This window comes from Anaerophaga thermohalophila str. Valhall, from assembly GCF_000250735.1.
In the GTDB taxonomy this organism is placed as follows: domain Bacteria; phylum Bacteroidota; class Bacteroidia; order Bacteroidales; family Marinilabiliaceae; genus Anaerophaga; species Anaerophaga thermohalophila_A.
Window position 1 is genome coordinate 1 of record NZ_AHZV01000127.1, and the last position, 12,217, is coordinate 12,217.

The window sequence follows — 12,217 nt, forward strand, 5'->3', positions numbered from 1 at the left end:
CAGGTTAAAAACTATTCTGAATTTTATAATAAAAACAATATAGTGATACAGTCTTAATAACCTATTCCTCCTGAATCAAAACAATCAATTCACGTGGCCCGTGCGCACCCATAACAAGGGTCTTTTCAATATCAGCCGTACGACTTGGGCCCGAAATCAAAGATATTTGAGAAGGCAGATGGTCATATTTTTCCTCAATCTTTATAAACCCATCCTTTATAGATTCCACAATCTGATTGCTATGTGCCAAAACCACATGAACGGGCGGGAAAACATTCATTTTCCGACCTGAGCCAATGCTGCTCACCATAACACTACCTGTCAGAGCAATTAAAGCTTCGCAGCCTGTCAAACCGGCTTCAAATACACCGGATTCCGGGTCAAAATCAGTGACTGCTATATTGTTTTTTATGCATTTCTCTTTTAATACCGGGTTTACTACCGCAACAGGTCCCCAGTTCCTTTGACTGGCAAGGTTTTGCAGCCTGCCCAGCGTTTCAGCTTCATTCCTTTCAACAAACACCTCACCACCAAGTCCTTCCAATTCCTCTTTAAAAGCATTTAACAGATCCGTTATCCGGGGAAAAACATCGCCCTCCGGAACTTCATCGGGCCAGTTCTGTTCCCAGTCTCGTGAAACGGTCCCGCGTAATTTTGAGAGAATGATCTCACGTGAATCACTATTCTTTTCCGGCAGTTTCATCGTTGGAAGGATTCGCTTTGCTGTTTTCTTTTTTATCCGTGTTCTCCGGGGTTGGCTTATTTTCATTACCGGACGAATTTTTTTCATTCTTATCATCCCCGTTGCCATTGGGGTTAGGAGAAATAACATGCTCAGGCCCCTTACGTTTCCCGAAAATCTTTTCAAGGTCTTCGCTGAAAATCACTTCCCTCTCCAATAAGAGTTCAGCCAGATAGGCGTGTTTATCTTTGTTTTCCGCAAGTATTTTTTTTGCACGTGCATACTGCTCTTCCACTATGTTCGAAGCTTCGCGGTCAATCAATTCGGCTGTTTTTTCGCTATAGGGCTTTTGGAAGCTATATTCATTCTGACCGGTAGAATCAAAATAACTGAGATTACCTAGTTTAGAACTCATCCCGAAATAGCTGACCATGGCATAAGCCTGACGTGTCACTTTTTCGAGATCGTTAAGCGCACCAGTGGAAATACGGTTGAAAATTAATTCTTCGGCTGCCCGTCCCCCCAGAGCCGAACACATTTCATCCAGTATCTGATCGGATGTTGTCAATTGTCTCTCCTCCGGAAGATACCAGGCAGCGCCCAGTGCCTTTCCACGGGGCACAATCGTCACTTTAACCAAAGGATGCGCATGTTCGAGCAGCCAGCTGATGACGGCATGACCTGCCTCATGATAGGCAATCCTGCGCTTTTCATCTTTGCTGATGATTTTGTTCTTCTTCTCGAGTCCTCCTACGATACGATCGACCGCATCGAGGAAATCGTCCTTTTCGATCAGTTTTTTATTACGACGAGCTGCAATCAGTGCCGCTTCATTACATACATTGGCAATATCGGCGCCGGAAAATCCGGGTGTCTGCTTGGCAAGAAAATCAGGATCAACGTCATCTTTAAGTCTCAGTGGTCTCAAATGGACTTTAAAAATATCTTTCCTTTCGTTCATGTCGGGCAATTCCACTGCAATCTGCCGGTCAAACCGCCCGGCCCGCATCAAGGCGCGATCCAGTACATCAGCCCGGTTGGTGGCTGCAAGAATAATAACGCCACTGTTGGAAGCAAAGCCGTCCATTTCGGTCAGTAACTGGTTGAGAGTATTCTCACGCTCATCGTTGCTGCTGAAACCGGCATTTTTACCCCGCGCTCTTCCTATTGCATCAATCTCATCAATAAACACAATACAGGGCGCCTTCTCTTTGGCCTTTCTGAATAAATCGCGAACACGTGAAGCGCCAACCCCTACAAACATCTCCACAAAATCGGAACCCGACATACTAAAAAACGGAACATTTGCCTCTCCTGCAACGGCTTTGGCCAGAAGTGTTTTCCCTGTCCCGGGAGGACCTATAAGTAAAGCGCCTTTGGGAATTTTACCGCCAAGCTCGGTAAACTTTTCCGGTTTCTTCAGGAACTCGACAATCTCTTCTACCTCCTGCTTAGCTTCAGCCAAACCCGCAACATCATCAAAGTTAACCTTGATGTTCGATTCACGATCAAACACACGAGCCTTCGATTTCCCGACGTTGAAGATATTTCCTGCACCACCTCCACCTGCCTGGGAGCTCATGCGGCGGAAAATAAATATCCAAATGACAATCAGCAGCAACAGGGGCCAAACCATCCCTATAAAATCACGAAAAAAGTTGATACGCTCTTCATACTCAACGGGAATTTTTATATTATTTTCATCTTCGGCCGCTTTTCGAGCCTCTTCGAAACGGTCGATTGTAGGAATTTTAACGGCAAAATGGGGTCCTATTCTCGTTGGTGTATACCCGTTCCTGAACAATTCACCATGTTTATCAAGCGCATCTTCACGAAGCGTAACTTCAGCCGTTCCCTCATTTGTCACAACAACAATCTTCTCTATATCGCCACTGGGAAGGAGTTGATCCTCAAACATACTGTAGGATAAATTCTGCGGCCCCTGTCCGAGGTTAAAAGTGCTCACAATAATCAGGGCAATAAGAATAAGCCCGTATATCCAGTAAGCATTAAACTTTGGCATTTTGGGACCCTGCGGTTTATCTCCTCCGTCTTCCCCCGATCCCTGATTCCTTAATGGCCGTTTGGAGTCCTCCTGGTTTTTTTGTTGCTTCCCCTGGTCTTGCAACCGACCATTTTGTTTCTTTTGTTCGTTTTCAGTCATATAATTGATAAAGAAAAAATCGATTTAAAATACATTTTCAACATCCGTCCTCAAAGCGTCGGCCCACAACTCTTCCAGACTATAATAGCGTCTCACCTGTTTCTGAAAAACATGGACAACCACATTCAGATAATCCAGCAATATCCATTCTGCATTTTGCTTCCCTTCTATATGAAACGGTTTCTCACCGGAATCTCTTCTGACGATCTCCTCAATAGATTCCGAAACAGCATCAACATGAACATTACTCTCACCTTCACAAATCACAAAATACTCTGCAATCATATTTTCAATGTTCCGAAGATCGAGAACGGTAATATTAACGCCTTTTTTCTCCTGAATTCCTTCTACAACCGCTTTTACAAGCTCTTCGGATGCAACAACATCAGAATAATTTTCTGTCATTCACTATACATTTTTTCAATTCTTAAAACACTGTTTTTACAAGAGTTACAAGGGACTACCTTGTGTCAATAAATCTTTTTTACAAAAATCGCCTGTCTGCTGTCTGTTCTTGAAAATATAAAATCTTCATGAACTATTGAAAAAACAATGCCACAATTAAATTTGCCCTCAAAGATAACATTTTAAAAGGACATAAATGCCTATTTTTGTACCTTCTGTGTCCATTACTATGACAAATTGACGCTTAATATTTTGACTCATGGATTTATTGCCCGAAATCATCCAGCCCGAGAGCACCTCATCGACCAGTCTGCATTTGAAAGAATTATTGAAACAGCAAAATCTGCCTGAATGTTCGGTAGTAATTACCAACCGGCAGACGGCAGGCCGCGGCCAACCGGGAAATACATGGGAAACCGAACCCGGAAAAAATCTCACCTTCTCAATCGTTTTCTTTCCGGAAATGGTTCCGGCCACATCTCAGTTTATCATCTCCAAAACTGTTGCCGTGGCCATTGTCACTTCCCTTGAAAAGTATATCCGGCCGGTAGAAATCAAATGGCCAAATGATATCTACTACAAAAATAAAAAACTCGGTGGCATTCTTATTGAAAACTCTTTACAGGGAAGCTCTATCAGTCAAACAATTGCAGGCATAGGCATCAATGTCAATCAAACTTCCTTTCCGGAAAACCTCCCCAATCCCGTATCGGTGAAAATGATAACCGGATATAATGTGGATTTACAAACCATATTTCATCAGGTTTACCAGTCACTGACCTCCACCTACCAAAAACTCACGGAAAACGATACCAGCGAAATTGAGAGAAATTATCTGTCTCACCTTTACAGGAGAGCGGGGTTTCACAAATACCGTGACAGCAAGGGAGAGTTTTTGGCCAGAATTTCAGATATCGCGCCTGCCGGACATATTTTTCTGACACGTCCCGACGGAACCACTTCAAAGTACGCCTTTAAAGAAGTAGAATTTGTTTTCTAATAAGTGTCTGTCCATAAAGTACCATTTGTTGTGTTACGCTCGCCGCCAAAATACTCATTTACGAGTAGTAAACTCCGTTTTTGGCGGCTTCGCAAGCCTTGCAACCGGCACTTTATTAACAGACACACATATTGTAAAAATTTTTTGCAAGTTTATAGACACGCACTAATAGGAATGAGAAGCAATGGCATCGGCAAGCAAGCCGACAAACTGCTCCAGGGGTCCTCTGGCAACCATTTTCATCATCGGGTTAAGATCGGCATCCAGAGTAACTTTTACTTTGCTGAAGGCTTCATCTTGTTTCAATTGTACCCATAGAAAAAAATTGAAAGGAACAGTACCGTCGGCAGTGTATTTAATGGTCTTTTCAGGTTCCTTGTCGATGATCTTTAGTTTGATCGGGCCAACGCCCGTTACTTCGAAACGGCAACTATCACCAAAACTTTGCCAGTTCTGAATTTTATCCGAAGGAAGTAACGATTCAAAATTGTCAAAATCGGAAAGTACTTCGTAAATCTTCGCTGCAGAATACGGAACTGTCTTTATATCGCTTTCAAATCTTGTCATAATTATTTTCTCCAGTTTGCCGGATTCTCTCTCCAGTCGGTCAAAGCATTCAGATCGTCAGCAGAAACATATCCGCTCTCGACCGCTACTTTTATCAGCACTTCATAATCACCAAGCGTTTCATATTCAACTCCAGCAGCATCAAAATTATCCTCTGCTACATGGAAACCGTAAGTAAAGATGGCAAGCATTCCCAACACATCGGCACCGTTATCTCGCAATGCCTCTACAGCTTTAAGACTGCTTCCTCCGGTTGAAATCAGGTCTTCAATAACCACTACTTTTTGCCCGGGCTTCAGGTCTCCTTCAATCAAATTCTCCAAACCATGCCCTTTAGGACTTGAACGAACATATACAAAAGGTTTTCCCAGAAGATCGGCTACGAGAGTTCCCTGGGCAATAGCCCCTGTTGCAACTCCTGCTATAACATCCACTTCGGGCCACCTTTCCATGATGCGCCGGGCAAACTGAATCTTAATAAAATTACGGATATCCGGATAAGATAGCGTCTTCCGGTTGTCACAATAAATGGGAGAAATCCACCCCGATGCCCAGGTAAAAGGGTTTGCAGGTTGCAGTTTAATTGCTTTTATTTGCAATAGTTGACCGGCAATTATTTCCTTTAAACTTTTCATACCACAAATGTACAAGATATTTTTCAAAGACCGAGCTCTCTTTTTAACGAACCAAATTGATTCTGTTCTTACCCCGGATTTCGGAGCCATTCATAAATTAGGAAGTGAAGGGGAGCTGAAAAAATTTCTCAGGGATTTTGAAAACAATGAAAAACGAAAAGAAGCGTTCATATATCATTACAATGAATTTGAATTGCTCCAACGGGTCAGGAAGTGTTATAAGAACCTCCCTGCAGCTGGCGGATTGGTCTGGAATCCTCCAAAAGATGCTTTTCTGGGAATGACACGTCGCGGACGAAATGACCTGCCCAAAGGGAAAGTCGAACCCGATGAAACTTTTGAGGCAACGGCTGTAAGAGAAGTTCAGGAAGAGTGTAATATTGAAAACCTTCGGATCAACAGGCCGCTCATATCCACATTTCATATTTATTATATTGATGAAGTGCCAATACTGAAAGAAACCAGATGGTTCGAAATGATTTACAACGGCAATAAAAAACCTTTTCCTCAGAAAGAAGAAGATATAACCGCTATAGAGTGGGTCAATCTCCAAAACATTGATAAATTTGTCAGGAATGCATTTCCATCTGTCAGGGATGTGATTGAAGCATCATTAAAAAGATCGTTAGATTGTTAGATTGTTAGTAATGTTAGTATTGTTAGTATTGTTAGTATTGTTAGAGGTTGGATGTTGGATGTTGGATTGTTGGATATTGGATTGTTGGATTTAAGAAGATTTAATTAACTTGAAATACCGGTTTTAACAGACAATACTTTTTGATTAGTATTCACCTGTAGATAAGCGGTTTGTAGTCTGTTAAAATTTTTGACCGGGCATTGAAATAAAGCGAGTACCCCAAATAACCCGAAAAATAAACTCAGATGACCGACCACGAAAAAGCATTTAACCGCTGGAAAGAAGAAACCAGACGTGAAGCATTGGAAAAAGAGCTTGCCCGTTTGCAAAAAGAAGACTTCAGAAAATCCCGTATACTCAAAAAAATGAGAAACGGTTTGATCATTTTATCCACCCTCCTGTTACTATCTTTTATATACATTGTGGTTTGGGGCACCTCTCCCACAAAACAAGAAGAGGCTTATAAAAAGAACAAACAAATTTTTGCTCAGAAGGTCGGCCAACCGAAACAAAATAAGCGTGACTCTCTTTCTGTAAAAAAAGACTCTTTGACAATAGAGCAATTAAACATTGTCGTTCCGGGATCAGATACCATTCGCTTCAACGTCCCCGATGACGGAATTTTTTTCAGTGTACAGGTCGGTGCATACATGGGCATAGATATGAGCAAATTCAAAAATTATATGGTTTCGCTTCATCAGGTTGAATATGGAGGACTTAATCAGTTCACACTTGGCATTTTGCCCACTTACGAGGATGCCGTTGAATTCAGGGATATAGTGAAAACCATTGGATTTGAACAAGCCTATATCACAGCTATCCAAAACGGGAAAAGAATTAACATACAGGAAGCCATTCAGCAAAGGGAAAAAACTAAATAGTGTTGTCCATAAAGTACCATTTGCAGTGTTACGCTGGTACTTTCTGAACAGACACACATATTGTAAAAATTTTTGCGGGTTTACAGACACGCACTAAATAACGACTACATCCGGTCTGTCAGTTTTTGAACCACCTCATATTTGTCAAAAAATTCACGTGCAATGACGCGAATTATTGTGTAAACAGGAATGGCAAAAAACATCCCCAAAATTCCCGCCAGATACCCGGCACTCAGGATAACGATAAAAATTTCCAATGGGTGCGCTTTCACACTGTTAGAAAAAATGAGGGGCTGAAACAACATATTGTCCATCAACTGGACAATAACATAAACCAGAATCATCCCGCCAAAAAATGAGAGAAAAGAATATTGCAAAGGCAACTGCAAGTAAACAAGGGTGCCGACACTAATGCCAAAAAATGCCCCGATGAGAGGCCCAAGATAAGGTATAATATTCATTAAACCACTGATAATACCAATTATAACAGCGTGATTAAATCCGACACCCAGTATAGAAAAACCTGTAGTTACGATGGTTCCGACAAGAGTTGTCTGAATGAGTATTCCAAGAAAATACCGCCTCAGCAGATACCTGATGGACAACAGGGCATGCCTGATGCCTGCTTCATGCTTTTGGGGAACGAAAAGCAAAATACCACCGATAAGTAATCCTTCTTCTTTCAGGAAAAAGAAGGTAATAAAGGTGATGGAAAAAGCAGCTATAAATACACCTCCAAAAAATTCGGCAATGGATGTAAAAAACTGACGAACCTGCTCAAAATCAAGAAATGTCAAAAGAGCCTGCTCAAACTGAGTTTCCATCCCATCCATAATAGTTTTGCCAAATTCTGAATTCCTTAACGGAGCAAAAATATCGGAAAGTAATCTCCCGGCTTTTTCCAATGCAAGCGGTACATCAATTCTTGAGAAAAACTGAATCTCTGAAGCTACCAGTGGAACAGTAAATCTGAAAAATAAGACTATAAAGACCCACAAGGTCAAAACCGTCAACAATGCCGACATGGTTCTGCCAACATGTACACTGCCAATCTTTATGCGACGATAAAGGTCACATATCGGCCGGGTAACCAGGGAAATAACTGCAGAAACTCCCACGAAAATAACAATGGAACGGAAATACCATAAAAGAAAAAACCACCAAAAATGGCAATAATGAAAAACAGATATTTCAGGAACAGCTTCATATCGACAAATCACAAAATTATAACATTATGTAAGGTTAGCAATTGACAGAATTATTCTGCTTCAAACAGAAAAATCTCTCAAAATCTTTGATCAGAAAACTTTGGCCCTGCGCTAAAAAAATGTTCGTCTCTGTAGCATATCAGGATAACTCAAAGATACAAATTTATATGCAAAATAATCCACTGAATACTTCAGGTCTTTACAAAGCCGGAAATAGAACCGAACAATTAATTGTCACAAAATCTGTGGTCCCGAACATACATAAAAGAAGCAGAAACAATATTTTTTAAGAAAAGTTTGTTTTTAGCGCAAAACTTATCATATTAGCCGTGCCAAATAAAACAATAATTGTAACGTACAAAACCTAAACTATGAAAGGTGCTATTATCGGCGACATCATTGGTTCCACATTTACCTCCGACAATGCTCCGGATACCGATTTTCAGCTTTTCAAACCTTCTTCGGCATACACAGATGATACGATATTGACTCTTGCCACCGCCGATTCAGTATTACACCATAAAGATTATGAAAAAACCCTGAAAGAGTGGGTCCGTCAATTTCCGAAAGCAGGTTATCGGCCCCAATTTCTGGAGTGGGCCTTATCCGACGATTCGAAACCCTATGTAAGCAAAGGAGAAGGAGCCGCACGAAGGATCAGTCCGATAGGGTTTGCCGCCAAAAGTGTTGAAGAAGCCTTAAACGAGGCCGAAAAAAGCACCAGAATTACCCACAATATCCCCGAGCGAATAAAAGCCGCCAAAGCAGTAGCCGCAACTATTTATATGTGCAGAGAAGCCGGGACCAAAAAAGAGGTAAAAACTTTCATCGGACAAGCTTTTGATTACGATTTTTCGTTGAAAGTGAGTGACTGGAAAACGAAGAAGATAACCCCCGATAGTGAAGTATCTCCGGTAGAGCCAGCCTTTGCAGCATTTATGGAAGCTTCTGATTACGAAGAAGCCATCCGTCTGGCTATTTCCATTGGCGGCCCAAGCAATACCATTGCATCAATCACCGGCGGATTGGCTGAAGCATATTTCGGACACATACCTAAATCGATAACACGACGGGCACTGGCTCGCATTACTCCTAAAATGCAGGCTCTTATAAACGCGTTCGAAGAAGAGTTTGTGACGCGCTCCAATCAGGAAGCATAAGAAATTGTACCCTGCATCGGAATTTATCAGCTACCGGGCGAGCTCGAAAATCGTTATTATGAACTTTTAAACGTTCGAAAAATTACGACTCCAACCCCGTTTCATTAGTAAGCGCCAGGTCAAGCACTTCCTTTATATTTTCAACGTAATGAAAGGTTAACCCCTCTATGTATATGGGTTTAATTTCATCAATGTCTTTCTTATTTTCTTTTGATAAAATAATCTCATTGATGCCGGCACGCTTGGCTGCAAGGATTTTTTCTTTGATGCCTCCTACAGCCAATACTTTGCCCCTGAGCGTTATCTCCCCGGTCATGGCGATTCTGGCTTTTACCTTGCGTCCCGTAAAAGATGATGCCAACGAGGTAACCATGGTGACCCCTGCAGAAGGGCCGTCTTTAGGGATTGCTCCTTCCGGCACATGAACATGAACATTTCGCTCACTGAAAACCGACTCTTCGACACCCAGGTAGCCGGCATGCGACTTGAGATATTCAAGAGCCAGCATGGCCGATTCTTTCATTACATCACCCAGATTTCCCGTGAGAGTAAGTTGCCCTTTCCCTTTACTAAGACTGCTTTCGACAAACAGTATCTCTCCTCCGGCTGCCGTCCATGCCAGCCCGGTAACAACTCCGGCAAACTTATTATCCTGCCAGGTATCTTTCGAAAATTTCTCAACCCCCAGATATTCCCTGACATCTGAAATAACAACCGATTTTTTTACCTGCTCATCAGTAGCAAGCTTAAGCGCAATTTTCCGGAACAATCGCGCCAGGGTTTTATTCAAATCTCTGACGCCCGACTCACGGGTATAATGATCAATAATATAGGCCAGTGTCCGCCTGGATATTGTTATAGTTCCCCTGGGAATTCCATGACTCTCGATCAGCTGAGGTATGAGATGCCGCCTGGCAATTTCAATCTTCTCTTCCAACACGTAACCACTGACATCGATCAATTCCATACGGTCGAGCAACGGAGGAGATATGGAGTTCAGTGTATTGGCCGTGGCAATAAAAATCACTTTCGACAGATCAAAATCCACTTCGAGGAAATTGTCGTGGAATGTATTATTCTGCTCCGGGTCTAATACTTCCAGCAAAGCCGAGGCAGGATCGCCATGGAAACTGTTACTGATCTTATCTATCTCATCAAGAATGAAAACCGGGTTAGCGGAACCTGCCTTCCTGATATTCTGAACAATTCGCCCGGGCATGGCACCGATATAAGTTTTCCGGTGTCCCCTGATCTCAGCCTCATCATGCAAACCGCCCAGTGACATTCTGACATATTTTCTCCCCAACGCCTCAGCCACAGATTTACCCAGAGAGGTTTTACCAACACCGGGAGGGCCATACAAACAGATAATCGGAGATTTTAAATCTTTCTTTAGCTTGAGAACGGCCAGGTGTTCAAGGATGCGCTCTTTCACATTCTCCAGACCATAGTGATCCCTGTCGAGGATGCGCTGCGTCCGTTTCAGATCAAAATTATCTCTCGTATATTCATTCCAGGGAAGTTCCAACAGTGTTTGCAGGTAATTATACTGAATGGAATACTCGCCCGAAGCCGGATTCAAACGGCGTAATTTGTCAAGTTCTTTTCGAAACAGTTCTGCAACCTCACCCGACCATTTTTTATCCGAAGCCTGCTTTTCCAGATCTTTAATCTCCTGCTCAACAGGACTTGAGCCTAACTCGTCCTGAATGGTTTTCATCTGCTGCTGGAGAAGATACTCCCGCTGTTGCTGATCCATATCCTGCTTTACCTTGGATTGGATGTCATTCTTGATCTCCATCAACTGAACTTCCCGAACAAGAAACTCAACCAACCTCATCCCCCGTTCTTTCAGGTCGTGAATCTCCAGAAGGCGTTGCTTCTCCTTAACCGGTATATCGGTGTTGGACGACACGTAATTAATGAGGAAAGCCGGACTTTCAATATTGCGGATGGCAAAAGAAGCTTCGGGCGGCACATTCGGACTTTGTTTTATCAACGTCAAAGACAAATCCTTGAGTGAAGAAATTACAGCTTCAAACTCACGGGTTTTGTCACCTTCGGGTTCCTTGTCCTCGAGCAACCTGATGCGACCGATAAAATAAGGGTCATCGTCCACCATCGCTTCCAGCTCAAAGCGTTTCTTCCCTTGTATTATGACCGTTGTGGAATTATCGGGCATTTGAAGTATCTTGATGATCCTTGCCACTGTACCGGTCTTGTAAAGATCGTTAACTCCCGGATCATCAACCTTATAATCAACTTGTGTCAATGCTCCGAAATACCCTTTTACCCTATCTACATCTTTAATAAGTTGGTGCGACTTTTCGCGACCGATGGCAATGGGGATAATAACACCCGGGAAAAGGATGGTGTTTCGAAGTGGCAATATCGGCAATTCTTCAGGTATCGGAGTATCATCGGTATCTTGTTCCATGTCATCCCCCATAATAGGAATAAATTCCGGATCACCATCTGCAAAATCACTCATTCCGAATGCATCTATCGATATTTTAAATTCTTCCATATCTGGTCTTATCTCCGTTCTCTTTATTTAAACGCGTGTCATTTTGACAGATAATATATTTATTTAGTGTCTGCCCATGCAGTGCCATTTGCTGTGTCACGCTTGTCGCCGAAATACTCATTTACGAAAAGTAAACTCCGTATTTTGGCGGCTTCGCAAGCCTTGCAACTGAAACTTTCTGAACAGACACACATATTATGAAAATTTTTGCAAGTTTATAGACATGCATTATTTATACTGTCGACGAATATAGCAATATGTATACCATTAAAAGAAAGCTGCTGAAAGATAAAGATAAATAGTAATAAAGGATTTATTTGAATTTTCAAAAAAAAAGCCCTGGAGACACCC

At 42.2% G+C, this 12,217-nt stretch carries 11 protein-coding genes; 4 read left to right on the plus strand and 7 right to left on the minus strand.

Annotation, left to right across the window (positions count from 1 at the left end):
• Positions 1 to 61 precede the first annotated feature (61 nt).
• From OQ5_RS0106670 to rsfS, 3 genes are read right to left on the minus strand one after another with little or no spacing between them, the layout of a single operon-like run.
• Positions 62 to 703, minus strand: coding sequence for a LutC/YkgG family protein (locus OQ5_RS0106670; RefSeq protein ID WP_016776741.1), 642 nt, complete (start codon positions 701 to 703; stop codon positions 62 to 64).
• Positions 681 to 2,846 (minus strand): ATP-dependent zinc metalloprotease FtsH, encoded by a 2,166-nt coding sequence (gene ftsH / locus OQ5_RS0106675; RefSeq protein WP_016776742.1) that lies wholly within the window; start codon positions 2,844 to 2,846, stop codon positions 681 to 683. Before ftsH ends, OQ5_RS0106670 begins: the two co-directional genes overlap by 23 nt.
• Positions 2,847 to 2,870: 24 nt before the next feature.
• Entirely contained in the window at positions 2,871 to 3,251 is a 381-nt protein-coding gene (rsfS, locus tag OQ5_RS0106680; protein ID WP_016776743.1) for a ribosome silencing factor, read from the minus strand.
• 259 nt (positions 3,252 to 3,510) lie between these two features.
• Between rsfS and OQ5_RS0106685 the strand changes: the two genes are divergently transcribed.
• Positions 3,511 to 4,251: a biotin--[acetyl-CoA-carboxylase] ligase gene (locus OQ5_RS0106685; protein ID WP_016776744.1), complete on the plus strand. Its 741-nt coding sequence runs from the start codon at positions 3,511 to 3,513 to the stop codon at positions 4,249 to 4,251.
• Between the two features lie 165 nt (positions 4,252 to 4,416).
• Here the strand turns inward: OQ5_RS0106685 and OQ5_RS0106690 are convergent, their stop codons facing one another.
• Both OQ5_RS0106690 and pyrE read right to left on the minus strand, forming a co-directional pair.
• The gene (locus tag OQ5_RS0106690; protein ID WP_016776745.1) at positions 4,417 to 4,818 is read right to left on the minus strand and encodes an SRPBCC family protein; all 402 of its coding nucleotides are present in this window, start codon (positions 4,816 to 4,818) and stop codon (positions 4,417 to 4,419) included.
• Positions 4,819 to 4,820: 2 nt separating this feature from the next.
• On the minus strand, positions 4,821 to 5,453 hold the full coding sequence (pyrE, locus tag OQ5_RS0106695) for an orotate phosphoribosyltransferase (RefSeq protein WP_016776746.1): 633 nt from the start codon (positions 5,451 to 5,453) through the stop codon (positions 4,821 to 4,823).
• 7 nt (positions 5,454 to 5,460) lie between these two features.
• Between pyrE and OQ5_RS0106700 the strand changes: the two genes are divergently transcribed.
• Positions 5,461 to 6,090, plus strand: a complete 630-nt coding sequence (locus tag OQ5_RS0106700; protein WP_016776747.1) for an NUDIX hydrolase — start codon at positions 5,461 to 5,463, stop codon at positions 6,088 to 6,090.
• Between the two features lie 245 nt (positions 6,091 to 6,335).
• Positions 6,336 to 6,971: a hypothetical protein gene (locus tag OQ5_RS0106705; RefSeq protein WP_016776748.1), complete on the plus strand. Its 636-nt coding sequence runs from the start codon at positions 6,336 to 6,338 to the stop codon at positions 6,969 to 6,971.
• 104 nt (positions 6,972 to 7,075) lie between these two features.
• Here the strand turns inward: OQ5_RS0106705 and OQ5_RS20465 are convergent, their stop codons facing one another.
• Positions 7,076 to 8,191 carry an AI-2E family transporter gene (locus OQ5_RS20465; RefSeq protein ID WP_255297421.1) on the minus strand — a complete coding sequence of 372 codons (1,116 nt, stop codon included), beginning with the start codon at positions 8,189 to 8,191 and terminating at the stop codon, positions 7,076 to 7,078.
• A 359-nt stretch (positions 8,192 to 8,550) separates the two neighbouring features.
• Between OQ5_RS20465 and OQ5_RS0106720 the strand changes: the two genes are divergently transcribed.
• Positions 8,551 to 9,339 carry an ADP-ribosylglycohydrolase family protein gene (locus tag OQ5_RS0106720; protein ID WP_016776750.1) on the plus strand — a complete coding sequence of 263 codons (789 nt, stop codon included), beginning with the start codon at positions 8,551 to 8,553 and terminating at the stop codon, positions 9,337 to 9,339.
• 82 nt (positions 9,340 to 9,421) lie between these two features.
• Here the strand turns inward: OQ5_RS0106720 and lon are convergent, their stop codons facing one another.
• Positions 9,422 to 11,866 (minus strand): endopeptidase La, encoded by a 2,445-nt coding sequence (lon, locus tag OQ5_RS0106725; RefSeq protein ID WP_016776751.1) that lies wholly within the window; start codon positions 11,864 to 11,866, stop codon positions 9,422 to 9,424.
• Positions 11,867 to 12,217 lie beyond the last annotated feature (351 nt).

Coding starts and splice junctions, on each gene's coding strand:
- OQ5_RS0106700 (WP_016776747.1), top strand. CDS start 5,461: ATGTACAAGATATTTTTCAAAGACCGAGCTCTCTTTTTAACGAACCAA.
- ftsH (WP_016776742.1), bottom strand. CDS start 2,846: ATGACTGAAAACGAACAAAAGAAACAAAATGGTCGGTTGCAAGACCAG.
- OQ5_RS0106720 (WP_016776750.1), top strand. CDS start 8,551: ATGAAAGGTGCTATTATCGGCGACATCATTGGTTCCACATTTACCTCC.
- OQ5_RS0106670 (WP_016776741.1), bottom strand. CDS start 703: ATGAAACTGCCGGAAAAGAATAGTGATTCACGTGAGATCATTCTCTCA.
- OQ5_RS0106690 (WP_016776745.1), bottom strand. CDS start 4,818: ATGACAAGATTTGAAAGCGATATAAAGACAGTTCCGTATTCTGCAGCG.
- lon (WP_016776751.1), bottom strand. CDS start 11,866: ATGGAAGAATTTAAAATATCGATAGATGCATTCGGAATGAGTGATTTT.
- pyrE (WP_016776746.1), bottom strand. CDS start 5,453: ATGAAAAGTTTAAAGGAAATAATTGCCGGTCAACTATTGCAAATAAAA.
- OQ5_RS0106705 (WP_016776748.1), top strand. CDS start 6,336: ATGACCGACCACGAAAAAGCATTTAACCGCTGGAAAGAAGAAACCAGA.
- rsfS (WP_016776743.1), bottom strand. CDS start 3,251: ATGACAGAAAATTATTCTGATGTTGTTGCATCCGAAGAGCTTGTAAAA.
- OQ5_RS0106685 (WP_016776744.1), top strand. CDS start 3,511: ATGGATTTATTGCCCGAAATCATCCAGCCCGAGAGCACCTCATCGACC.